Annotated in this window: 22 protein-coding genes; all 22 read right to left on the reverse strand. The window is 45.6% G+C overall.

Going from position 1 to position 23,988, the window contains the following annotated elements:
* Positions 1 to 15 precede the first annotated feature (15 nt).
* The 22 genes from rimP to WA407_RS04530 all read right to left on the reverse strand — a co-directional run bounded on the left by rimP (position 16) and on the right by WA407_RS04530 (position 23,981).
* The gene (gene rimP, locus WA407_RS04425; RefSeq protein WP_061829440.1) at positions 16 to 477 is read right to left on the reverse strand and encodes a ribosome maturation factor RimP; all 462 of its coding nucleotides are present in this window, start codon (positions 475 to 477) and stop codon (positions 16 to 18) included.
* A gap of 312 nt (positions 478 to 789) precedes the next feature.
* Positions 790 to 5,106, reverse strand: coding sequence for a PolC-type DNA polymerase III (locus WA407_RS04430; protein WP_250244739.1), 4,317 nt, complete (start codon positions 5,104 to 5,106; stop codon positions 790 to 792).
* Positions 5,107 to 5,308: 202 nt separating this feature from the next.
* Positions 5,309 to 6,757, reverse strand: a complete 1,449-nt coding sequence (gene proS / locus WA407_RS04435; protein WP_103047860.1) for a proline--tRNA ligase — start codon at positions 6,755 to 6,757, stop codon at positions 5,309 to 5,311.
* A 51-nt stretch (positions 6,758 to 6,808) separates the two neighbouring features.
* Positions 6,809 to 8,080 carry an RIP metalloprotease RseP gene (gene rseP / locus WA407_RS04440; protein WP_061829443.1) on the reverse strand — a complete coding sequence of 424 codons (1,272 nt, stop codon included), beginning with the start codon at positions 8,078 to 8,080 and terminating at the stop codon, positions 6,809 to 6,811.
* Positions 8,081 to 8,186: 106 nt separating this feature from the next.
* Entirely contained in the window at positions 8,187 to 9,326 is a 1,140-nt protein-coding gene (locus tag WA407_RS04445) for a 1-deoxy-D-xylulose-5-phosphate reductoisomerase (protein WP_235308137.1), read from the reverse strand.
* 145 nt (positions 9,327 to 9,471) lie between these two features.
* A complete protein-coding gene (locus WA407_RS04450; protein ID WP_235308136.1) occupies positions 9,472 to 10,263 on the reverse strand; it encodes a phosphatidate cytidylyltransferase in 792 nt (263 codons plus the stop codon).
* Between the two features lie 17 nt (positions 10,264 to 10,280).
* Complete coding sequence (locus tag WA407_RS04455) at positions 10,281 to 11,048, reverse strand: isoprenyl transferase (protein ID WP_023988210.1); 768 nt, start codon at positions 11,046 to 11,048, stop codon at positions 10,281 to 10,283.
* Positions 11,049 to 11,132: 84 nt separating this feature from the next.
* The gene (gene frr, locus WA407_RS04460) at positions 11,133 to 11,687 is read right to left on the reverse strand and encodes a ribosome recycling factor (protein ID WP_235308135.1); all 555 of its coding nucleotides are present in this window, start codon (positions 11,685 to 11,687) and stop codon (positions 11,133 to 11,135) included.
* Positions 11,687 to 12,415 carry a UMP kinase gene (gene pyrH / locus WA407_RS04465; RefSeq protein ID WP_013309918.1) on the reverse strand — a complete coding sequence of 243 codons (729 nt, stop codon included), beginning with the start codon at positions 12,413 to 12,415 and terminating at the stop codon, positions 11,687 to 11,689. Before pyrH ends, frr begins: the two co-directional genes overlap by 1 nt.
* Positions 12,416 to 12,536: 121 nt before the next feature.
* Entirely contained in the window at positions 12,537 to 13,187 is a 651-nt protein-coding gene (tsf, locus tag WA407_RS04470) for a translation elongation factor Ts (RefSeq protein ID WP_013309917.1), read from the reverse strand.
* A 131-nt stretch (positions 13,188 to 13,318) separates the two neighbouring features.
* Positions 13,319 to 14,017 (reverse strand): 30S ribosomal protein S2, encoded by a 699-nt coding sequence (rpsB, locus tag WA407_RS04475; protein ID WP_013309916.1) that lies wholly within the window; start codon positions 14,015 to 14,017, stop codon positions 13,319 to 13,321.
* 253 nt (positions 14,018 to 14,270) lie between these two features.
* Positions 14,271 to 14,918: an endolytic transglycosylase MltG gene (locus WA407_RS04480; RefSeq protein ID WP_235308134.1), complete on the reverse strand. Its 648-nt coding sequence runs from the start codon at positions 14,916 to 14,918 to the stop codon at positions 14,271 to 14,273.
* On the reverse strand, positions 14,915 to 15,547 hold the full coding sequence (locus WA407_RS04485; RefSeq protein WP_235308133.1) for a hypothetical protein: 633 nt from the start codon (positions 15,545 to 15,547) through the stop codon (positions 14,915 to 14,917). Before WA407_RS04485 ends, WA407_RS04480 begins: the two co-directional genes overlap by 4 nt.
* 41 nt (positions 15,548 to 15,588) lie before the next feature.
* Complete coding sequence (locus tag WA407_RS04490; RefSeq protein WP_336076866.1) at positions 15,589 to 15,909, reverse strand: hypothetical protein; 321 nt, start codon at positions 15,907 to 15,909, stop codon at positions 15,589 to 15,591.
* A gap of 80 nt (positions 15,910 to 15,989) precedes the next feature.
* Positions 15,990 to 17,399, reverse strand: a complete 1,410-nt coding sequence (locus tag WA407_RS04495) for a DUF342 domain-containing protein (protein WP_235308131.1) — start codon at positions 17,397 to 17,399, stop codon at positions 15,990 to 15,992.
* Positions 17,400 to 17,443: 44 nt separating this feature from the next.
* Positions 17,444 to 18,232, reverse strand: a complete 789-nt coding sequence (locus WA407_RS04500; RefSeq protein ID WP_016820968.1) for a FliA/WhiG family RNA polymerase sigma factor — start codon at positions 18,230 to 18,232, stop codon at positions 17,444 to 17,446.
* A gap of 14 nt (positions 18,233 to 18,246) precedes the next feature.
* Complete coding sequence (locus WA407_RS04505) at positions 18,247 to 18,660, reverse strand: hypothetical protein (RefSeq protein WP_336076867.1); 414 nt, start codon at positions 18,658 to 18,660, stop codon at positions 18,247 to 18,249.
* Positions 18,661 to 18,662: 2 nt separating this feature from the next.
* Positions 18,663 to 19,160 carry a chemotaxis protein CheD gene (locus WA407_RS04510; RefSeq protein ID WP_010346358.1) on the reverse strand — a complete coding sequence of 166 codons (498 nt, stop codon included), beginning with the start codon at positions 19,158 to 19,160 and terminating at the stop codon, positions 18,663 to 18,665.
* A complete protein-coding gene (locus tag WA407_RS04515; protein ID WP_061829449.1) occupies positions 19,153 to 19,779 on the reverse strand; it encodes a chemotaxis protein CheC in 627 nt (208 codons plus the stop codon). Before WA407_RS04515 ends, WA407_RS04510 begins: the two co-directional genes overlap by 8 nt.
* A 3-nt stretch (positions 19,780 to 19,782) precedes the next feature.
* Complete coding sequence (locus WA407_RS04520; RefSeq protein WP_235308130.1) at positions 19,783 to 20,244, reverse strand: chemotaxis protein CheW; 462 nt, start codon at positions 20,242 to 20,244, stop codon at positions 19,783 to 19,785.
* Positions 20,245 to 20,306: 62 nt separating this feature from the next.
* Positions 20,307 to 22,403 (reverse strand): chemotaxis protein CheA, encoded by a 2,097-nt coding sequence (locus WA407_RS04525; protein WP_235308129.1) that lies wholly within the window; start codon positions 22,401 to 22,403, stop codon positions 20,307 to 20,309.
* A gap of 33 nt (positions 22,404 to 22,436) precedes the next feature.
* Entirely contained in the window at positions 22,437 to 23,981 is a 1,545-nt protein-coding gene (locus WA407_RS04530) for a chemotaxis protein CheB (protein ID WP_336076991.1), read from the reverse strand.
* Positions 23,982 to 23,988: the final 7 nt, after the last annotated feature.

A 23,988-nucleotide genomic window follows, 5' to 3' on the forward strand; every position in this document is an offset into this window, starting at 1 on the left:
ACAGTCAAATCTGAATTAAAATATGATCGCGAGCCTTGCACCAGCTACCTTGTCATAAGGTATGGCATGCTTCTTTTGTCCGCTTTGAACGGTAAGTTCCCCGTCTTCAAAAGAAAGCAAACGACCTTCGAATTCCTTCAGGCCGTTGATCGGCTCGTATGTAGTAACGAATACGTTTTTGCCTACCGCTTTAGTAACGTCCTCCGCTTTTTTCAGCGGTCTTTCGGCGCCTGGTGAAGACACTTCCAGAAAATATGCTGTAGAAACAGGGTCATTTTCATCCAACTTTTGACCCAGATATTCACTGATCATACTGCAGTCGTCCAGATCAATTCCTCCGTCTTTGTCCACAAAAACGCGAAGAAACCAATTGCTGCCCTCTTTGACATACTCGACATCGACCAGTTCAAAACCATGCTCATCGAGGAAAGGTTGGGCCATTTCTTCTACTACTGATTTGATCTTTGGTGTGCTCAAAGATTATAACCTCCAAAAGTGAACTTTCCTGTGGTGAAAAAAAGACGCCCTATTACCATGGACAATGCTTCTCCATCACCGGCTTTTTCATTTTCATTTGATGTAATGTTCATTTCGGGCTCACTGCAAATAAACCGGCGTACCGGTTTCTTGCCCAAAAATAACCTTTTCACGTTGTAACTGTATATCAAACAGTAAAGAGTGGGTTTCCCCACTCTTTTAGCAACGGTTTTATCTCCATGATTACCAAAAAAATTATAACATAACCATAGTTATGTGACAAGTGCCAGAGCTTGACTACTGTGGTTCGGATTAAAACAGAGACAGCTGATTACTCTCTGGCAAACCCCGAAAGCAACCCATCTGGGACAGCATTTCGACAATGGTTTTACTAGCTTTCGATTTTTGTTGAAAATCCTCGACAGACAAAAATTCACCATGTTCACGGGAGGCTGCGATGTTACGTGCTGCATTGTCTCCAATTCCCTGAAGAGCTCCGAATGGCGGAATAAGTGAATCTCCATCCACCTTGAAGCGTGTAGCTTCAGAACGGTACAAATCAATGGATTTAAAACTAAACCCGCGAGCTGTCATTTCCAGAGCCATTTCCAGGATCGGAAGCATCCCTTTTTCTTTGGGCGGTGCCTGAAAGCCGAGTTGCTCGATTTCGACAATCTTCCGTGCGATTGCATCATATCCCTGACAGCACAGCTCAATATCAAAATCGGCTGCACGTACTGAAAAGTAAGTCGCATAATATTCAATCGGATGATACAGCTTAAAGTACGCTGTGCGCACTGCTGAAATAACGTAGGCTGCAGCATGCGCCTTCGGAAACATGTACTGGATTTTCAGACAGGAATCAATGTACCACTGTGGCACCTTGCATTTTTTCATTTCCTCAATCCATTCAGCACTAAGCCCCTTACCTTTACGTACGCTCTCCGTAATTTTAAAGGCCAGACCTGCGTCCATCCCTGCCTTGTAAATCAAAAATAGCATGATGTCATCACGGCAACCAATTACAGTCTTGATGTTACAGGTATTATTTTTAATCAGTTCTTGTGCGTTCCCCAACCACACGCCCGTGCCGTGAGACAGTCCGGATATTTGCAGTAAGTCAGCAAAAGAACTCGGCTGCGACTCTACTAGCATTTGGCGTACAAACTTCGTCCCCATTTCTGGTACACCATAGGTAGCTACAGGTGTGCGGATTTGCTGGGGTGTTACACCGAGCGCCTCCGTGGAGTTGAACATGCTCATCACCTTAGGATCATTCATTGGAATGGTCGTAGGATCGACACCAGTCAAATCCTGAAGCATCCTCATCATAGTCGGATCATCATGACCCAGAATATCGAGTTTGAGTAGATTCGCATCAAAAGCATGATAATCAAAATGCGTTGTTTTCCATTCCGAGCTTGTATCATCGGCGGGGTACTGTACCGGCGTAATATCCTCGACCTCAATATAATCGGGAACAACGACAATTCCGCCTGGATGTTGCCCGGTACTGCGTTTGACCCCTGTACAACCCGAAGCCAGCCTGTTCAGCTCAGCCCCACGCCATTTTTTATGATGCGCCTCTTCATATTTCTTTGCAAAGCCAAAGGCTGTTTTCTCGGCAACTGTACCGATGGTTCCAGCACGGAATACACTTTTCTCACCAAACAGTACTTTCGTATAGTTATGTGCGACAGGTTGATATTCGCCAGAGAAGTTCAAATCAATATCGGGAACTTTATCTCCCTTAAACCCAAGAAACGTTTCAAACGGAATATCCTGTCCCTCACCCTTCAGTTTTCCACCGCATTTGGGACAGTTTTTGTCCGGCAAGTCAAATCCGCTCGGCACACTACCGTCCAAAATCCATTCGCTATGTCTGCATTCAGGATTACCGCAAATATAATGTGCAGGCAGTGGATTAACCTCCGAAATACCGAGAAAGGTAGCGACCACAGAAGATCCAACAGAACCCCGTGAACCTACCAGATATCCATCCTTATTAGACTTTTTAACCAAACGCTCGGAAATGAGATAGTTGGCAGAGAAACCATATTTAATAATCGGCTCTAGTTCTTTTTCAAGACGGGCTACAACCACTTCGGGCAATTCCTCACCATAGATGGATTTAGCTGTCTCGTAGCAAGTGTTGCGGATTTCCTCGTCCGCGCCATCCAGCAAAGGTGTAAACAGCTTGTCAGGGAACAGCTCCAGCTCCTCAAATCGATCCGCCAACTCACTGGTATTCTTCACAACGACTTCATAGGCTTTCTCCTCGCCCAAAAACTCGAATTCTGCCAGCATTTCGTCTGTGGTACGTAAATGCGCATCTGGCTTACGAATATCTTTTAGCGGGCTAAATCCCGTAATGCCGTGTATCGTAATATCACGGTACAACTTATCGCGAGTTTCCAAATAGTGAACATTGCCTGTGGCAATTACGGGTTTATCAAGTCGCCGTCCAATTTCGCATACTTTGCGTATTGCCGTTTTCAGAGCATCGGGCCCGCTTACCAGTTGTTTTTCTACTAAATGCATATACATCGTCAAAGGTTGAATCTCCAGCACATCATAAAACTGTGCAATTTCCTCGGCCTCTTCCTCGGACTTGTTTAACACAGCCTCGAAGAACTCTCCTTTTTCGCAACCAGAAATAATAAGCAATCCGTCTCTCATTTCTGACAATTTGGATTTAGGAATACAAGGCACACGCTTGAAATATTCGGTATGAGACATCGAAACCAGCTTGTACAGATTTTTTTTACCAATCGGATTGAGGGCATAAATACAGCAGTGAAAAGGACGAACGGTCGATAAATCCTTACCCACATAATCATTCAGACGATCGAGCATTTTTAAACCCTTAATTTGTTCCGCATCATTCAGCAAGCCATTCAGCACTTCAGTCAGTGCGACTGTATCGTCAATGGCTCGGTGATGACTTTCTAGCGCCACTTTATATTTGGTCGTCAGCGTATTCAGACGGTGGTTTTTCATTGTTGGAAACAGTAAACGAGCCAGTTCTAGCGTATCCAGTACCGGATTGGTCATTTCAGGCAAACCCATATTTCGAAGGGTCGCCTGGATAAAGCCGACATCAAATCGCGCATTATGGGCAACCAATACAGCATCGCCAGCAAAAGCTACAAACTCCTTCATAACAGGTTCTACATCCGGCGCGTCCTTGACCATTTCATCGTTAATGTTGGTCAGTTGCTGGATATTGTATGGTATGCGCTCATGCGGATTAACAAAGGTAGCATAACGATCAACTTCTTTGCCATCATGCATTTTTACAGCCGCAATCTCAATGATTTTATTCTGTGTAACCGATAAACCGGTGGTTTCAATATCAAAAACGACATAAGTCGCTGTTTTCAAATTTAATGGTTGTGCCTGCATTACAACCTCAACGGCATCATTAACCACGTTGGCCTCAACACCGTAGATCATTTTAATGCCGTTTTTCTTTGCAGCCTTAGCTGCATCAGGGTAGCACTGCACACCGCCATGATCAGTGACCGCAATCGCCTTGTGCCCCCATTTGGCAGCTGTTTTGACGTATTGATCAATCGAGGCAACAGCATCCATAGCACTCATCTTTGTGTGGAGATGGAACTCAACCCGTTTTTCCTCTGCATTATCCTTACGTGTGGGTGGAGCCTGTACTTCAACTAGATCGGAAGGAATCATAACCAGCTCGGGAATTTGCATAAAACGATCATATTCAACTCGCCCCCGCACTTTAACCCATTTCCCGTTAGCCAACAAACTGAGGATCTTCAGATCTTCTTTAGTTTTAGCAAACATTTTCATTTGCAGGGAATCACTAAAGTCGGTCAAATAATACGTAAACAACGTACTGCCATTGCGCAATTCTTTACTATCCAAACCGAAGATTGTTCCTTGTAAGGTGACTTTTTTCTCTTCGTCCTGAATATCTTGCATCGGAACAGCTGGTTCTTTGATGTCATAACCAAATTGAAGCCGTACGTCTCCTTCTTCTTCATCCAAAGGCGGCATTTCGGATTCCATACTTTCCATCATCTGCTGAATAACTTCGCGTTCTTCCTGCATCTTCTTTTCTTGGAATTGCTGTAATGCCTCCTGGTTACTTTCACCCACTTGGACTTTAATGCGCATAGAGAGTCCGAAATATTTATCGTAAAATTTGATGATAGCTTGATCTATCTGTTTTTTACGCGCCAGTTCCAATGACATACTGTCGCTCATCGTCAGCAATAATAGACCGTCTTCCCACTCATGCACAGCCCGATTCATCCAACCGTTAACAGATGGGATCTCACGATGCACCCACTCCAGAAAAAGTTTCCAGTATTCACTAATAATATCACCAGGCTGAATCTGCTCACTATACTGAAAACGGAACGTAATTTTTGCGATGTGATTCATTTTTTCCTGTACTTGAATACAGAACGTACGATACACCTGAGCGGGGACCAGTGTCTCCTTGGCAATGGTGATATTCCAATCCTTATTGGTACGGCTAATCTCCACTTGATCAATCCAACCGTCCAAAAAATAAGGTTCAACCACTCCAGCCGGCATCCCAACTTGCTTCATCAGCAGTTCCAGCCGCTTTCTCTTTTCTTCAGCTCCGCCCATGGCTCTCCCCCCAATTTTAAATCTACCATTCTGAAAACATGAAAAGCTTCTGCGTCAAAAACATCTCCGACCGCAAAAGCTTTTCGTAGCCCTCTTCAATCCTTCTCACAACGACATAGATCCTTCGGAACATTGTCCCGTAATAGCTACGATGTCAGCAAAAAGAATGAAGTGAGTATAGTGATATTGCCCTACATCTATATTAGTACGCTCGTGCAAACACTACTGTATGCTTGGCAGGTTTGCCACAACACAAACATGTGGACTTTTGCTCGGTTGTTTTAAACGGTATGTTACGGCTTGTAGCACCTGTTACTTCTTTAACTTTGTCTTCACATTCTTCAGATCCGCACCAGCCTGCCAAAGTAAAGCCGCGTTTTTCTTCCATGAGAGTCTTCATTTCATCCAGCGTATCGACGGAATAGAAGTTTTCTTCCATGAAATTTTTCGCACGATCAAACATCTCCTGCTGTACCTGTGCGAGCATCGCGTGTACTTCCTCAACCAGATTATCCTGCTGCACGATTTTTTTCTCACCGCTGATGCGGGATACGAGCACACAGACACCGTTTTCCATATCACGAGGTCCGATTTCCAGACGAACCGGCACACCGCGCATTTCATATTCATTAAATTTCCAGCCTGGACTTACATCGCTGCGGTCATCCATTTTAACACGCACTCCCGCTTGTTTCAACTCAGCAAATAGTTCATCTGCACGAGCGATAACGGCATCACGCTTCTTAGGTGGTCCAATTGGAACCATAATAACCTGCGTAGGCGCAACTTTAGGAGGCAATGCCAGACCACGGTCATCTCCATGGACCATAATCAGTGCACCGATCAAACGTGTACTTGTTCCCCATGAAGTCGTATGCGCGAATTCCAAGTTGTTTTCACGACTCAAATATTTAATGTCAAATGCAACGGCAAAATTAGTTCCCATATAGTGGGAGGTCCCAGCTTGTACCGCCCGTCCATCCTTCATCATCGCTTCCAGTGAAAATGTATCCTTCGCACCTGCAAACTTTTCAGAAGGTGTTTTCTGTCCAGTAATAACTGGAATAGCCAGAACTTCCTCAATAACCTCACGGTATACTTCCAGCATTTTCATCGTTTCTTCACGTGCTTCTTCTTCTGTTTCATGGGCCGTGTGACCTTCTTGCCACAAAAATTCACTTGTGCGCAAGAAAGGCAGCGTGCGTTTTTCCCAACGCACTACGTTAGCCCATTGGTTAATAAGCACAGGCAGATCACGATAGGATTGAATCCATTTGGAGTACATATGACCAATCATCGTTTCCGAAGTCGGACGAATAGCAAGACGCTCTTCCAGCTTTTCCCCGCCAGCCTCGGTTACCCAAGGCAGTTCAGGATTAAACCCTTCAACATGCTCTTTTTCCTTTTGAAAAAAGCTTTCTGGAATGAACATTGGAAAATAGGCATTACGGTGCCCTGTTTCTCTGAAGCGCACGTCCATGGCTTCCTTGATATGCTCCCAGATTTCAAAACCATCGGGGCGGAATACAATACATCCGCGAACAGGGGAATAATCCATCAGTTCTGCTTTTTTAATAACATCAATATACCATCGGGAAAAATCTTCGCTCTGCGGCGTAATTTCCTCGACAAACTGTTTATCGTTCGACATAGAAATGCATGTCCTCCCATACAGACCGTTTTTATATAAGTCCGTCTCTAATTAACCATTAATTAAGCGTAAAATATCGTTATACGTGACCGCAATCATAAGCAGGAATAGCATAGCAAAACCAACGAAATGGACCATTCCTTCCCTGCTCGGATCGACGGGACGCCCTCTTACCGCCTCCACACCAAGGAAAACAAGTCTGCTTCCATCCAGCGCCGGAATAGGCAATAAATTAAATATCCCCAGATAAAGACTCATTATAGCAGTCCAATACGTCAACTGCTCAATCCCCTGCTTGGCAATTTGCCCCGTCACTTCAAAAGTACGTACCGGTCCTCCCAGGTCATTGATAGAAAAACGTTGAATAAGCTGGCTAAATCCTTGAAAAATAATATCGGTCGTTCTGACCATGGATTGCCCGGCAAATTTGAACGTTTCACCCACACCTGCTTGGCGTTTTGGAAGTTCAGGCACAATGCCCACCTTGCCACCCTTTTGTCCTTCCATTGCACGAGGTGTAATAGTAAGATCAAAGGTCTTATTATCACGGCGAACCGTCCACTTCATTGGCTTGTCTTGAGAATCCGCAATCAGTTTGATCATGTTTTCAACATTCGCACCAATGGCTATTCCATTCACCGATTCGATGATATCTCCCTTATGCAAATCAGCTTCAGCAGCAGGCATACCTGCTGTAATTTCACTAATTTGGACATACGTCGGGTTGTCCACTTGTATGCCGACCATCTGAATATGCAGACCAAACAAAATAAAGGCAAGAATAAAATTCATCAGTGGTCCAGCAAAAATAGCCATCGCACGCTGTCCTACTGTTTTACTCCCATACTGCCGATCCTTGGGTGCAATCTGAATGGATTGACCTTTGGTTACCATCATCGCTTGCGGGTGTACAGTGTATTGCTGATCTTCGCCATCTACATCCAATTTTAAAGTTAACGACTGTTCCAGATCAATATCCAACACTTCGCCACGCACCACATTCTTGCGATTATCCAGTTGATCCAGATAGATGGTTTTCACGACGTCATCCGTTACGCGTACAGCAATCGTTTGTCCGGTCTCAATTTCATTGACCTCCGGATCCTCTCCCGCCATGCGGGCAAAGCCACCGAACGGCAACAAACGCAACGTAAATCGCGTCTCGTTTCTTTTATAAGAAAACAGTTTCGGACCGAAACCGATCGCAAACTCCCGTACCAGAATCCCGGCGCGCTTGGCAAAATAATAATGCCCCCATTCATGCACTGTCACTATGACGAAAAACATGAGCACCGTCATCAACACTATTTGAATCGTTTCCAATCGTTTCTGTTCCCCTTTCAATGAGATCGAGTTTGTCTTCCTAGATTATCATTATTCTCCGATCCCGCACAAGAGAATCACATTTCGTTTCTAACCCAACATTAGCCTACAATTCTGCAGCTATGCTACGAGTCTCTCCGTCACATGCTTCAATCGCAGACAGATCAGGATTAGCCACATTGACATGCCGCTCCAGCACACGTTCAATAATAGCTTCAATATGCAGAAAAGAAATTTCTCCACGCAGGAAACGGGCAACAGCAATCTCATTAGCTGCATTAAATGCGGTCGGTGCTGTACCACCCATTTTACCACATTCGAAGGCAAGCCTTAAACAAGGAAAACGATTATAATCCATTTCCTTAAAATGGAGTCTGCCCACTTCAGCCAGTGACAACGGCTTCGCCGGGGACTTTATACGCTCAGGATAAGTCAATGCATATTGAATGGGTACTCTCATGTCCGGATTCCCAAGTTGAGCAACAATGCTTGTATCCTGAAACTCAACATAGGAATGAATAATGCTTTCCGGATGAAGCAACACATGAATCTGCTCATAATCAAGTCCGAATAGCCAATGCGCCTCAATGACTTCCAGCCCCTTGTTTACCATCGTTGCTGAATCAATTGTAATTTTGGCCCCCATTGACCAATTGGGATGCTTGAGTGCATCTTCCACTGTAACTTCACGCAACTGTTCTCTTGTCAAATCTCGAAAAGAACCCCCTGATGCTGTGAGAGTAATATGTGCCACATCTTTCATACGCTCACCATTCAAGCATTGGAAAATAGCTGAATGCTCACTGTCAATCGGCAGCAACGGCACTCCTTTCGCCCGAGCCCGCGCTGTGACCAGATGACCAGCAGTAACCAGTGTTTCCTTATTGGCCAAACCGATCTGTTTTCCAGCCTCAATTGCGGCCAGCGTGGAGTGCAATCCGACACTGCCCATTACAGCCGTCACAACCATATCCGCCTCTGTGTTCGCAGCAAGCTCAACGAGTCCTTCATTTCCCCAATGCAGTTCCATTCCAGAAGGCAGTAAAGGACGAATTTCATCCGCCAACTGCCGAGTACCCACAGACACTTTTTTGGGTTTATAAAGATGAGCCTGCTCAGCAAGTAACTTTATATTAGAACCACCTGCTAAAGCCTCAACAGTAAACTGATCCGGGTGCATGGACACTACATCCAGCGTTTGAGTTCCAATAGATCCGGTTGAACCAAGTACCGTAATTCTTTTCATGATGCACCTTCCTATCCTGAAAATCACTTTTATCCAGGAGCTCATTGATTGTTATTCAGGCAGCTATGCTACTGGTTCCAACCTTCTAGTAGCGCAAAGTGAGCAGCATAGAGATTAGCCTGAGCATAAACTGTAATCAATAGACTCATGGAAGCAGCATCAGCATATGTACAAATGGAAAAACGACAATCCAGCTGTCGCAGCGGTCTAGTATACCACCGTGCCCTGGCAGCAGATTACCGGAATCTTTAATGCCGTACACTCGTTTGTATGCAGATTGTACCAAATCGCCCAGTTGTCCCACAACTGCACATGACAAACCGATGCCGATGGCTTTGCCCCATGGCAGCAGTCCACCCGATAATCCAGCGAATACAAGAGCTATAACCAACGCTAAAACGATGCCGCCAATGGATCCTTCAACCGTTTTGTTCGGACTGATCGCAGGCCATAATTTCGTCTTCCCTGCCATTTTGCCTACAAAATATGCCCCTGCATCACTTGCCCAAATACAAGCCAATAATAAGAATGTCCATAACAGTCCATGTTCCATATGACGTGATTCCGCAATATACGAAAATCCAAACCCTATATAAACGGTACCAAGAAATAATATAGCTACCGTTTGAATCGGGATTTTATTTTTTGTTCCTACCGTGATGATCATAAAAGCTATCATTACCAGCCAAAGCATACTGGCAAAGGGTAAGGGTGAGTGAAAACCAAAAGGTTCATACGGGAATACAAAAGCTAATATGCTTACGTATCCAAGTATTGCTGTACCTCCAAAAGGAGATACCTGCGTCATTCGTGCGAACTCATAAAATCCGATTAGGGCCATCGCCAATATAAGCAAATGGTAGGCCAAGCCGCCCCACAGGACCATCGCCAAAAAGAATATGCCTGCCAGAATACCGGTAATTAATCTCTGTCTCAACGGCTTTCATCCTCCATTTACTTCAGCCCGCCATACCGCCGTGTTCTTTGCTGATATTCGATCACTGCTTCGTATAAGTGTTCTTTCTTAAACTCAGGCCAATAAATATCAGTAAACCACAACTCACTGTAGGCAAGCTGCCAGAGCATAAAATTACTAAGTCTAAGCTCACCGCTTGTTCGAATCAGTAAATCAGGGTCTGGCATACCACTAGAAAGCAACGTATTACCGATCAGCTCAGATGTTATATCTTCTGTTTTAAGCTTCCCATCCGCAATTTGACGGCCCAATGTTTGCATGCATTCTGTGATTTCCAATCGACTTCCATAATTTAATGCAAAATTAAGAACAAGTCCGGTATTATTTTCAGTTCGTCGAGTCGCTTCAGTCAGCGCCTCAACGGTATGGGAAGGTAAATGTTCCTTATTGCCCATCATACGCACTTGCACATTTTTTTCAATCAGCTCATCTAGCTCAATAGCCAGAAATTCTTGCGGTAAGCGCATTAGAAAATCAACTTCGTCCTTTGGACGCGTCCAATTTTCAGTTGAAAATGCAAACAAAGTCAAATACTTAATACCCAGTTCATCCGCTGCAATTGCTGTGCGTTTCACTGCCTTCATTCCATTTTGGTGCCCTACAATCCGCGGCATTCCAATCCGTTTGGCCCATCTGCCGTTCCCATCCATGATGACAGCAACATGCTGCGGAATATTGTCTTTTGAAATGGCCGGTGTTTGCTGTTTTTGTTCCCCGTTCCACCAAGACCGAACCCGTTTGATCATTCCAGTTCCTCCAGCATTCTCTGAAAATGTGCCTCAGGCTTGAAAAGAGACAAACCCCACCGTAAGGGAGGGGCTGCCAATCTTTTAAACTTCCATAATTTCTTTTTCTTTTGCAGCTAAAACTTTATCCACTTCAGCGATAAACTTGTCAGTTGTTTTCTGGATATCTTCCTGGTGTTTACGAGATTCGTCCTCGGAAATATCACTTTTCTCCAATTTTTTGATGTCATCATTGGCATCACGACGAATGTTACGAATAGCGATCTTCGCTTCTTCACCGTTCTTCTTCGTCAACTTCACCAAGTCAGTTCTGCGTTCCTCCGTCAAAGCAGGAATGCTCAGACGAATGGTGTTACCATCATTCGAAGGTGTCAAACCTAAATCGGATTTTTGTATAGCGCGCTCGATATCGGCCAAGGAAGATTTGTCCCAAGGCTGAATCATCAAGGTCCGGGTGTCAGGTGTATTGATATTCGCCAGCTGGTTGACTGGAGTCATTGCACCATAATACTCTACCTGTACACGGTCCAGTAAAGCTGGTGTCGCTCGTCCTGCACGCAAAGATGCAAGATCACGTTGCAATGCTTGGATTGCTTTTTGCATGCGTTCCTCAGCACTCTTTTTCACAGATTGTGGCATTAATTTACACTCCCTTTGACGATCGTGCCAATTTTCTCACCCAGCACGACACGTTTAATGTTACCTTGCTCTGTAATAGCAAAGACAATCAACGGAATATTGTTATCCATGCACAACGAGGATGCGGTAGAATCCATGACACCGAGATTTTTGTTGAGCACATCCAAATACGTAAGCTGCTCATATTTCTCGGCTGTGCTATCTTTAAACGGATCAGCAGAATATACGCCATCCACTTTATTTTTAGCCATCAGAATTACTTCCGCTTCAATTTCAGCAGCACGTAGTGCAGCAGTAGTATCAGTCGAGAAGAACGGATTACCTGTACCTGCTGCAAAAATAACAACCCGACCTTTTTCCAAATGACGGATAGCTCTACGGCGGATATAAGGTTCAGCAATCTGTTGCATCGCAATAGATGTTTGTACACGAGTAGGTACTTCAATCTGTTCCAAAGCATCTTGTAAGGCCAGTGAGTTCATCACTGTTGCCAGCATACCCATGTAATCTGCCGTGGCCCGATCAATTCCGTTGGCACTTCCAGCAATACCACGCCAGATGTTACCGCCACCACACACGATAGCAACTTCTACTCCCAGTTCTACCACGTCTTTGACTTGTTCGGCAATGGACGCAATCGTATCCGCATCAATACCGTAACCGTTAGGACCTGACAGCGATTCACCACTAACTTTCAGGACAACACGCTTAAACACAGGTTTTTCCAAATGATCACCCTCCAATATCATTTATACTTTATGTAACAGGATAGGTGTCCTGTTGCAAGAAAAGGAACACTGATGTGTTCCATTTCCGTTTTTTCCATATGCAATTACCGTTCGTTGGTAATTATTGTTTCACTTGAGACATAACTTCTTCGTAGAAGTTGTCTTCTTTTTTCTCCAGACCTTCACCCAGTTCAAAACGAACAAAGCGACGCAGGGAGATGTTTTCGCCAATTGTACTGATTTTTTCGTTGATAAGCGTGGAGATTGTTTTGTCTGGATCCTTGATGAAAGATTGCTCCAACAAGCAGAACTCCTCATAGAACTTACCAATGCGGCCTTCAACCATTTTTTCAACGATTTTCTCTGGTTTACCTTCGTTCAGAGCTTGTGCTTTCAGGATTTCTTTTTCTTTTTCGATCTCTTCCTGTGGCACTTCTTCACGGCGAACATAACGAGGGTTCGATGCAGCGATATGCATTGCAATGTCGCGTACAAAATCTCTGAACTGGTCTGTTTTAGCTACGAAGTCTGTTTCGCAGTTTACTTCTACCAGTACGCCGATACGGCCGCCAGCATGGATGTAGGATTCAACAACACCTTCAGTAGCAATACGACCTGCTTTGTTGGCTGCAGCTGCAAGTCCTTTTTCGCGCAGAACTTCAACCGCTTTTGTCAAATCACCGTTTGCTTCTTCAAGCGCTTTTTTACAATCCAGCATTCCTGCGCCTGTTTTTTCACGAAGCTCTTTTACTGCGCTAGCATTAACTGCCATATTATTTCCCTCCAAATTTGATTTTCAGTGGTATACCGTGCTTTATTCCTTAAAAAAAGGGTAGTGAGAGGTTATACACCTGCCAACCACCCTTTTCATTTAATTCATATAGGTATTTCCTAATGGAAATATTATGCTGTAGTTTCTTCGCCTTGGTTTGCTTCCATAACTGCATCAGCCATTTTACCTGTCAGCAATTTAACAGCGCGGATTGCGTCGTCATTACCTGGGATAACATAGTCGATTTCGTCTGGATCGCAGTTTGTATCAACGATACCTACGATTGGGATACCCAATTTGCGAGCTTCAGCAACCGCGATACGTTCTTTGCGTGGATCAATGATGAACAGAGCACTCGGAAGGCCCTTCATGTTTTTGATACCGCCCAAGAATTTTTCAAGACGATCTTTTTCTTTGCGAAGAATAATAACTTCTTTTTTAGGAAGAACTGCGAATGTACCATCTTCTTCCCAAGCTTCCAGTTGTTTCAAACGGTCAATACGTTTTTGAATCGTTTGGAAGTTAGTCAGCGTACCACCCAACCAACGTTGGTTAATGTAGAATTGACCAGCGCGTGCTGCTTCTTCTTTAACGGAATCTTGTGCTTGTTTCTTCGTGCCTACGAACAGAATTGTACCATTCTCAGCTGCAATGCTTTTTACGAAGTTGTAAGCTTCCTCAACCTTTTTCACTGTCTTTTGCAAGTCAATGATGTAAATACCGTTTCTTTCAGTGAAGATATAACGATCCATTTTCGGGTTCCAGCGACGTGTTTGGTGACCAAAGTGAACCCCAGCTTCCAAAAGCTGTTTCATGGAGATTACTGCCATCTTCACGCACCTCCTAAGTTTGGTTTTTTGTGTGTCCTCCGCCGACATCATTTTTCATAAAGACTTTCCATTGGAAAGCACCCTCTATAAAATTAACCGACGTGCGTTTTTAACACCGTCAATTAATATACCATAACACTTGCATCGTTGCAACCAACTTTTCGACAATAGGTGGAACAACGCAAAATGTGACGTTTTACGCCTCTTATCGAACTTGTCAGCATGAATAAAAGCCGTCCACTTCCCGGTCTGGTCAGTTGGACGGCTTTTTCGTAATTTTAGTAATAATAGAACTGAAATCCTCACCTTTAGCAAACTGATAGGTACCCGTACGAATTTTGGTATTGATTTTTTGGGCCTTAGCTGCTGCCTCAAATGCACTAGCATCCGACACAACCCCTGCCCGTTGCAATCCTGATGCCACACTTCTCAAATTGCTTCCCGATGCAATGCTATACTGCACTTGTGGGGTGGCAGGCTGCTTGGGGATGTTGGGAGTCGTTGTAGTGCCAGACCTTTGAGTTTGCGGCTTATTCGGACTTTGTGGAACCGATGCGCTGGTCGAAGGTTTAGAAGCCGCCGAGGATGTGCTATTTGCAGGTACCTTTGGTGTTGACGGCGTTTGAGCTGGTTTAGCCTTTTCGGGTGCAGCCGGAGTTTTGTTGCCTTCCTTGATCACCTTATTACGCCATTCCTCTTCTGTCATTTTCGGATCAGAACTGTCACTGATCTGAAGATTTAATTCGGCTGCTGCCTTTTCTAGTTGCTCTCGCGTCATGTTTTTCGGGTCTGTGGAAGATTGCTGTGATTGTCCCTGACCGATCATTGCCAGTTGCAACAGCAATGCCCCCGTTATAAGGCCCGTACCCATGCCTAGCATAAATGAACGGTTTTTGATCACGTTACATCCTCCCGCTTCGCGAGTTGCAATATGAGCTGTACTTCCCCCCGCTGGATGCCTGATTGCTTGGCTATATAATCCAACGACTTGCCTTGCTCATGCAGCGCAAACAACTCTTTATAACGATCACGGATGGACTCTACTTCCTGCTCAGTTTCAGCGTCTTGCAATACTGTCTGCTCCTCCATAGTTACGAGAGGAGCTTCTGAATCAGGATAGCCTTCCTGTACAGACACTCCGGGTTGCGGACTTTGAAATTGACCGTAAGCAACCGCTGCCTGATGAGAAGTTACTGTATGTTGTATTTCCTTAGATACAGGCTCGGTTTGCATAGAAACAGTAGCAAACATAGCCTGGCGCTCAAGCTCCACGATACGGTTCCGAAGCTCAGCTACTTGTTCCTGTAATGCCGCCTGTTTAACTGTATGCTCCTGCTTCATACCAGATACGAGCTCAATCAGCTCGTCATTGTCGTTTTCAATATCGGCCATATACTGCTCCAATGTGGCCTCGACCTTTTGAACGACGGCCTCTTCTGTTCCCCGGCCTGGCTGACGCTTAGGCAGAAGCCAGGCGTAGACAACAGCTGCAGCGCCCAGCAGAACAATATAAATCCATGGTTGATCCACTGCCCATCGTCTCCTTTAATAACGCTTCTCCACCTGTCGGATCAGAGCGAAAAATCAATATGGTGTCCCTTGTACGGATGCTCTGCCGGATGCTCCTTAGCCACCTCAGTCTCATCTGATTGGGAACAGCTCTGCTGGGAAGAATCTCTGCTCTGTCCTCCCGTTTGCCGCTCACCGACGAATGTTTCTGCAGACTGATCTATGGCACTGCTTCGCTGACGCATGTTCTCTGTCTCCAGCGCGGCCTTTTGTCCAAGCAATGCTTGATCATTCATCGGCCGCTGCTGGGACTCACTTTGGTATTTTCCTGCTTCACTGGTGCGAGGTACGGCAATTTGCAATTCAACAGCCTTCAAGCTCATTGGACCACACCCTTTCCGATTGGGCATCCGTATCTGTCTTTCAAGGAATACAAATGTTGAATGATTAACAGTGTGCTGAATTACACGTAGGAGGACATGCTGATGTCTCCCTCATGATAATAAAACGCTATTCTTTCCACTGAATCTTTAATAAATTTTGTATATCTGCCGATAACTATTTTAGAGCCACCGTAAATCACATTTTTCACTTCTACCCGTGCCCGGCTCGTATCCTCTAATGTTCGTTCAATTTCAAGCATTCTGGACTTGGTTTCCAAAAGCTCCTGTTCATTAGATTTTTTAGTAGATGTCAGCTTGATTCGCATAGCCATTCTTTCAGGTGCAAGCTGTCCGGCGGCGGCAAGTTGATCCAATATGGTAAGGGCCTTATTCGTTTTATCCTGGCTGTCTGTCTGCTGCTTCAAACGTGCGCGGAGTTCTGTTAGTTCATCGCGCAGTTCAGGAAGCACACCCACTTCGATAACAGTAGCTGTGGACATTGTATTACCGATGGTACGAGCTACTACCTTTTTACCAGCTTGTACACTGCCACCTACGATAAGCCCTTTGGTCCCCTGGCAGAGTACATTTACACTCGCTTTAATCTGGGAATGCATGATGCTCTGGGATACAAGTATATCGCCTCCCGCAATCACGTTACCATCTTGTATGAATGAGCATTTGACATTTTGTGCAGCCTTCACGAACCCCTTATGGTATCCGATAATGCCGCCACTGATTTCCACTGAACCTTCCGCCTCAATTTCAGCGCCTTCCACACCACCGATGACACGAATGTCGCCAGCCGCCCGAACGCGAAACCCTGTCAAGACATTCCCACGAATGACGACGGTTCCAACAAAATCAATATTACCGACACTATAATCGACGTCCCCGTTCACTTCATATACGGGGAACACATTAAGTTTGCCCTTTTCAGTCGTAGTCACCAGTCCGTCAATAGCCGCATACATGGCAACACCTTCCGGATGGATCACTACATTTTTTCCAACTTTAAAACGCGCCTCTCTACCTGGAAGAAAAGGAATTTCCTCTCCGGTTACAGCAATCCCCGGTACACCCGGCAGAGGATCAACTCGTTCGGCAATCAATTGTCCACGTTTTACATTTCTTAAACGAGTTAGTTCTTTATAATCCACCCGTCCATCTACGGTTTCAAGTGGCTTATGTGCATCTTCGCCAGTCACAATATCAGCCAGATTAATTTTTCCGTCTTTGCCATGGACCGGCTGCTTTCCCTGAGCAATCAGTAATTTTCCGAAGAAATGATCTTCCGGATTTGCCGCAAATACACGAATCGCATCGGTCATTAAACCGTAGGATATTTTTTGGTTGCTTAGAAAACGCTCTAATTCTTCCACAGAACAGGCAAAACCTTCTTCACGTTTGGCAAACTCCAAGTAGGCTGTTTGTTTGTCAGGTGAGACAACCACTTTTAAATACTGGTCCAAAGCATATTGCTTCTCCACAAGGGTGCTCCTTCCGTCTAACTGTTACTGTAACCTCCCGTACGTTAATCTTTACGCATTAGCAAATCCCGTTGTTTGTCCAATGTCGCTCTTAGACGTAATATTGCTTTGGAATGCAACTGTGAAATTCGCGATGGAGATAGCGACATGACCTCAGCGATTTCGCTGAGTGACAAATCCTCGTAATACAATAAAGAAACAACGATACGTTCTTTTTCAGTCAATTTATCAATGCCTTGTGCAAGGGCATCACGAAGTGTAAATTCATTGACCTTATGATCCGGATTTTTCGCCTTCTCGTCCACCAAAAGGGAAAGCCGTGTTTCCGATTCCTCTTCACGGATGGGGTCCTCCAGTGAGACAATCGACATAACAGCGACTTCCTGGATCATACTTTGAAACTCTTTTTCAGAAACGTCCAAATAATGGCTCATCTCTTCGTCGCTTACCGTGCGTAAATATCTTTGTTCCAAATGCTGGTAGGCATCCTCGATTTTTTTTGCTTTTTCCCTAACTGAACGAGGAACCCAATCCCCTTGACGAAGACCATCCAAAATCGCTCCGCGAACACGCCAAGAAGCATAAGTCTCAAACTGCAAACCACGCTCATAGTCAAATTTCTCTAAAGCGTCAATCAAACCCATAACGCCGTTACTCGCCAGATCATCCTTGGATACATTTTTGGGCAAGCCTACTGCAAGGCGGCCCGACACATATTCCACAATATGGAGATACTTTTCAATTAACTGTTTCTTTGCTTCCTTGTCACCGTGTTCTTTCCATTGCTCCCATAGTTCGGAATGGTTTAAATGAGCGGCTTTACGCTCGTTCATCGGCTTCACCCTCCTTATTTGTCTGTCAGGTGACGAACGGCCTTGGCCAATTCTTCAGGGTCCTTGTTGGAAACCAGCTTAGGTGGGTTTAAAGGCGCGAAACCCTTGTTCCCTTCGTCCGTCTGCTCTGGTTTCGGTTTCAGCAATTCATTCAGGTTTTCATTCTCGTCTGGTGTCGTCAGGTCCAGATTCCCCCCTACGCCATCTACCTGAGAGCTTGCCCGGCTTTGGGCATTCCCCAGATCTGGCCGCGCTACAACACCTAGTGTCCAGCGCAGCACAAATGCAAGTAGGAACCAAAAAACGAAGGCGATCAAGCCACGAATTAAGCTCGTGGTCAGCAGATTGCTGCCAACGGACAACACAAAAGTCAGAATAAATCCGACTACTCCAGACCAAAGATTAATGCGTAAGCTGCCAAATAACATGTTTATAATTCCTTTACACCTTTTTGTACGCTTCGAATATTCAAAACGCCAGTTTCAGAGTCCAACTCAATCGTTCGTCCATAATTGCCGCCTGTGTCCTCCGCAATCAAGGGAATACCGAGATCTACGAGCATTTCTTTGCATGATTCTACATTGCGTGGACCAATGCGCATGGTATCTCCACTACCGGCAAAGGCGAACATCTGCGCTCCCCCTGCCATTTTGGCAATCAGTCTGCGTCGTTCAGCACCCAATTTCAGCATCCGCTCAAATAACTCGGGCAGCGCCGTATCGGCGTATTTAGCAATATTCAGTTGCCCTTCACGTGCAATATCCGAGGATGGTAGCATCACATGTGCCATACCTGCCAGTTTCAAGTGAGGATCGTAGAGAGTCAATCCGACGCAAGAACCAAGTCCTGTCGTGCGAATCGAGTTCGGGTTACTGGTAACATTTAAGTCAGCCATACCGACTTTAATGATGCTTTTATCCTCAATCATCGTTCATCGGGACTCCTAACGACCTAAAGATTTTCCCGAACGATTCTGGATCAGGAATCAGGAAAAATTGACCCTCTATCTGATTCTGCCCTTCCAGAAACGATGTGTCAATCAATAATGCAGCATCTCCCATCTGCCCAAACTGCAACAGTCCATAGCTGAGAATTGCTCCTGCCATGTCCAACGCCAGCGCAGGGACTGTTGGATACATAGATAAACGCGTAAAGTCTGCCAGCGAAGACAAGTATGAGCCTGCTAAAATGTTTCCGATCTCCGACAGGGCTGAGTGCTCCATTTCGTTAAAACTGTCCTCGTCATCTGAAGGAATATTCGCCAAACGGGAAAGTAAGCCTTTTGCCGCCTGAGGCTGCAATATGAAGAATAGATTCCCGGGGGCTTCCCCTTCTACCCTAAAAAATATGGCGACAACAAGTTGCTCATAGCCGCCGACTTTCTCGGCAATTTCCTCAAAGGGCAGCATTTGTACTTTGGGCACACCCATATCGACCGGTTTATTGAGAAGCCGGGAGAGCGCTGTAGCAGCGTTCCCCGAGCCAATGTTGCCGACTTCTTTCAACACATCCAACTTGAAGTCTTCAAGATTTCCAAGATTTTCCATATGTTAATCCTCTAAGCCTTCCAGTTGGTTCATCTCGCTACGATTCAGGACTTCGGACAAGTTCAGCATAATCAACAAGCGCTCTTCACCAATCTTAGCAACTCCGCGAAGGTATTTAGCCTTAACTCCACCAATCACTTCCGGTGGTGTCTCGATATTGTCAGAATTCAGGTCAATAACATCATTCGCTGAGTCAACAATAAAGCCGACTTGCATTTCACCCACTGCAACGATAATGATGCGAGTTTGATCGGTATATTCAGCTTCAGGTAATCCAAACCGGCCACGAAGATCAATAACCGGAATGACTACGCCTCTCATGTTGAATACGCCTTTAACAAAATCGTAGGTTCTTGGAACCCGTGTAATCGGCACCATGCGTTCAATAGATTGGACTTTTTCTACTTCAACACCGTATTCCTCTTCACCAAGCTTAAATACGATAACTTTAATTTCTTCTCCCATGTCTAAAAACCCTCCTTATTGATGTCAGCAACTTCACATTTCTTTCATTTTTGATGAAGACATTATTTAATGAAAACATTCGGGTCGATGATCAAAGCAACCTGACCGTCACCCAGAATCGTGGCGCCTGAAATTCCTTGGATGTTTGGAAGGTATTTGCCCAGATTTTTAAGGACAATTTCACTTTGTCCCAAAAAGTCCTGTACGGAAAGAGCTGCCAGACGGTCTCCCTTGCGGATGACCACGACCTCTGTCTCTTCTTCTTCATCTTCATTGAAGTCCGGTACCTCGAACAGCTGACTCAAGGAGATGAGCGGGATATGAGAATCGCGGAAAGCAATCATTTTATTGCCATGTACTGAACGAATTTGTGTTCGCTTGACGATCGCAGTCTCCACAATGGAGGACAATGGAATCGCATATTTTTCAGAACCGATCTGTATCATCATGGCTGCAATAATGGATAGGGTCAGCGGCAATTGCACAGAGAAATTAGTGCCTTGGCCCAGTGTAGAGTGAACCGTAACATTACCACCCAAAGCGGTGATTTTGGATTTAACAACGTCCAAACCGACACCACGTCCTGATACGTCTGAAATGACTGCAGCTGTACTGAAGCCCGGAGCAAACAATACCTGATAGGCTTCCTCGTCGGTCATGACCGCTGCTTGCTCTGCCGTCAAAATCCCTTTAGAAATAGCACTGTTTAGTACCTTATCGCGATTAATACCATTTCCGTCATCTTCAATCTCGATGAATACGTTATTTCCGCTATGGAAAGCACGCAAGTGAACCGTTCCTGTCTCAGGTTTACCAGCTGCAATCCGGTCGGCTACCGACTCAATGCCATGATCCACGGAGTTCCGAAGCAAATGCACCAGAGGATCGCCAATTTCGTCGATAACAGTGCGGTCCATTTCAGTCTCTGCTCCAGTAATAACCAAATCAAGTTTTTTATCCAGCGATTTGGCCAGATCGCGCACCATACGCGGGAAACGATTGAAAACAGTATCTACTGGTACCATCCGCAATTTAAGAACGACGTTTTGCAAATCGCTGCTCACACGACTCATGTGCTCTACCGTTTCTGTCAGTGCTGGATTGGAAGCTTCACTTGCCAACTGCTCTAACCGCACACGGTCAATGAGCAACTCGCTAAATAAGTTCATAAGTACATCCAGGCGTTCAATATCTACGCGAATCGTACGGTTATGCGTAGGCGCAGCTGCCTTAGCTGCTGGTGCTTTACCTGCTGCTGGCTTAGCCACAGAGGCCGCAGCTGGAGACTGCGGCTGGGATGGAGCAGGTGGTTGCACGGCAACAGGTGCTTCCTGCACCGCAGCAGCCTCAGCCAGTCCAGCAGTAACTTCGCTCATTTGTTTAAGCGATTCCTGATCTAGTTGTACCACTGAGACAGTGTCAATTTCAGAGATACCCGCGATTTCCTTTTCCAGCTCCCCAACTTCTTTCTGCGTTATGTAATATAACGAGAAGCTTTGCTCGAATTTCTCCTGCTCAATATCCTGTACCGACGGATAGGCCTTGACGATTTCACCTGAGTTTTCCAGCGTGTTGAACACCATAAAGGCACGTGCCGCTTTCAACTGGCTCTCTGAGCTGATTGTTACCTGTATATAGTGAACACGATGTCCTTCAGAAATAGATTGCTCCAGTACAGAATACTGGAACTGATCCAAGACAAGCCCAGCACGATCGTTTTTGTCCACTTTTTTAGATGGAGACTCCTCAGTGGCAGCATTTGTGCCGGACTTTTGGAAATCCCCACTCACGATGGATTGTAGTGAAGATACAATAGAGGAGACATCCGCTTTTCCGTCGCCTCCCTCTGTAATGTGCTGCACCATGGACTCCAAAGCATCCAATCCTTTAAATAAGGTATCGAATATAAATTCATGCATCGCCAGCTTGTTGTTACGTACCAGATCAAGAACGTTTTCCATTTGGTGAGTTAGCGATGCTAGGTCTTCAAATCCCATCGTAGCAGCCATTCCTTTGAGGGTATGGGCAGAACGGAAAATCACCTGAACGATGCCTAGATCGGTTGGATTGCTTTCCAGTTGAAGCATTTTTTCGTTAAGAGATTGCAGATGATCATTCGACTCATCAATAAACATGTTTAAATATTGGTTCATGTCCATTGTGAGACACCTCCTCCATGAGTTACACTCCGATTATTTCACAACTTGTACAAGCTTGGGGGCGATCTCCTGCATTGGCAGAAGGTGACGCACACATTTTAACTCTACTGCTGAGCGGGGCATTCCGTACACTACACAAGTTTCCTCATTTTCAGCAAATGTGGATTGTACCCCAGCATCATAAAGCTTTTTCATCATTTTGGCCCCATCGCTCCCCATTCCAGTGAGCAATACTAGATGCCGCTCCAACGAGGTTAACGAGAGCAACGATTCAAACATCGTATCTACGGAAGGACGGTGACCATTGCGAGCTTCCTCCATCTTCAGTGACACAGTGTATTTACCACCGGCTCCTGGCACAATTCTTAGTTGATATCCCCCTGGGGCAATGTAGGCCGTTCCAGTCTCCAGCGTCATTCCCTGCTCAGCCTCCACAACTCGGAGTGGACTTAACGTGTTCAAGCGTTGTGCCAGCGAACGAGTGAAGTTTGGCGGCATATGCTGAACGATAACGATTGGAGCAGGAAAATCACCAGGAATGCGTTCCAACAGCGTCTTAAGCGCCCGCGGACCGCCCGTAGAACATCCCACCGCCACCAGTTTGCGAAAGCTGGACGTATGCACACCTTTTTTAAGAGAAAATCCTTTAGGTGCGGCAGGAACTGTAGGTGCCGTTACTGGAGGCGTAGCAGCCGCTGGAATAGGAGTAGCTGATGAACTCACCGTCTTACGGGGCTCCGGCTTAACCAGCCCTGCTTTATCCTTACCATACAGCGATTTGTCAGCGGCCGTATTAGAACTGTTTAGTTTCCCTGGTGTTCGTCCCATCCCCTTGGACAGGTCTTCCTTCTTCTGAACAGTAGGTGCTTGGACTGACTTGCTTGGCTGAGCAGCTGGCTGTTCTATGCGCCCCGCCGTAACAGATGTTCCAGACTGTTGTCGTTTCGTTTCCTGCTTGGCTGCTGCCGGGACGGACTTGCCAGCATCACGCTTCGGCTGAGTTGATACAGCAGGTGAAGGAGCAAGCGGAACAACCGGAGGCTTGTCTGTCGAAGCTTGACTGCCTGCTCGTTTCTCAGTCACCGCCTGTCCTGTAGTCTTTTCCTGTGGCGTTTTTTTCGCTTGTTCCAATGCAGCTTTGCGCTCATTAGCTTCCTTGCGCTCCAGGCGGCTCCGCACTGCTTGCATAGCAGTGTGCATCTGTTCCAGCAACGCCTTGCTCACTTGCTCGATATCTTGCGCATGAGCAATGGAAGGCTTTCTTATAAAATCGAAAGCTCCTGCCTCCAGAGCCATGATGGTCTCCTTCATGCCTTGTTCATTAATGCCTGACAGCATAATAACAGGTAGCGGATGGGCTGCCATAATCAATGGCAATGCTTCAAGACCATTCATTTCAGGCATCTCGACATCCATGGTGACCAAATCGGGCTGCAATTCCTTCACTTTCTCTACAGCCTCTTTGCCATTGGCGGCTGTACCTACGATGTTGAACGACTCATCCCTTACAATTAAATCTGTAATAATTTTGCGCATAAAGGCCGAATCATCTACAACCAGCACCCGGTAAGCACACATGTTAAAC

The organism is Paenibacillus sp. 203, assembly GCF_037027525.1.
Lineage (GTDB): Bacteria > Bacillota > Bacilli > Paenibacillales > Paenibacillaceae > Paenibacillus > Paenibacillus polymyxa_B.

Bases quoted from the DNA above. Each gene is read 5' to 3' on its own strand.
- WA407_RS04445 (WP_235308137.1), bottom strand. From the start codon at position 9,326: ATGAAAAGAATTACGGTACTTGGTTCAACCGGATCTATTGGAACTCAA.
- WA407_RS04525 (WP_235308129.1), bottom strand. From the start codon at position 22,403: ATGGACATGAACCAATATTTAAACATGTTTATTGATGAGTCGAATGAT.
- proS (WP_103047860.1), bottom strand. From the start codon at position 6,757: ATGTCGAACGATAAACAGTTTGTCGAGGAAATTACGCCGCAGAGCGAA.
- WA407_RS04500 (WP_016820968.1), bottom strand. From the start codon at position 18,232: ATGAACGAGCGTAAAGCCGCTCATTTAAACCATTCCGAACTATGGGAG.
- WA407_RS04430 (WP_250244739.1), bottom strand. From the start codon at position 5,106: ATGGGCGGAGCTGAAGAAAAGAGAAAGCGGCTGGAACTGCTGATGAAG.
- rpsB (WP_013309916.1), bottom strand. From the start codon at position 14,017: ATGGCAGTAATCTCCATGAAACAGCTTTTGGAAGCTGGGGTTCACTTT.
- WA407_RS04530 (WP_336076991.1), bottom strand. From the start codon at position 23,981: ATGTGTGCTTACCGGGTGCTGGTTGTAGATGATTCGGCCTTTATGCGC.
- frr (WP_235308135.1), bottom strand. From the start codon at position 11,687: ATGCCACAATCTGTGAAAAAGAGTGCTGAGGAACGCATGCAAAAAGCA.
- WA407_RS04515 (WP_061829449.1), bottom strand. From the start codon at position 19,779: ATGGAAAATCTTGGAAATCTTGAAGACTTCAAGTTGGATGTGTTGAAA.
- WA407_RS04505 (WP_336076867.1), bottom strand. From the start codon at position 18,660: ATGTTATTTGGCAGCTTACGCATTAATCTTTGGTCTGGAGTAGTCGGA.
- WA407_RS04455 (WP_023988210.1), bottom strand. From the start codon at position 11,048: ATGATCAAACGGGTTCGGTCTTGGTGGAACGGGGAACAAAAACAGCAA.
- WA407_RS04490 (WP_336076866.1), bottom strand. From the start codon at position 15,909: ATGAGCTTGAAGGCTGTTGAATTGCAAATTGCCGTACCTCGCACCAGT.
- WA407_RS04510 (WP_010346358.1), bottom strand. From the start codon at position 19,160: ATGATTGAGGATAAAAGCATCATTAAAGTCGGTATGGCTGACTTAAAT.
- tsf (WP_013309917.1), bottom strand. From the start codon at position 13,187: ATGGCAGTTAATGCTAGCGCAGTAAAAGAGCTTCGTGAAAAAACAGGC.
- WA407_RS04520 (WP_235308130.1), bottom strand. From the start codon at position 20,244: ATGGGAGAAGAAATTAAAGTTATCGTATTTAAGCTTGGTGAAGAGGAA.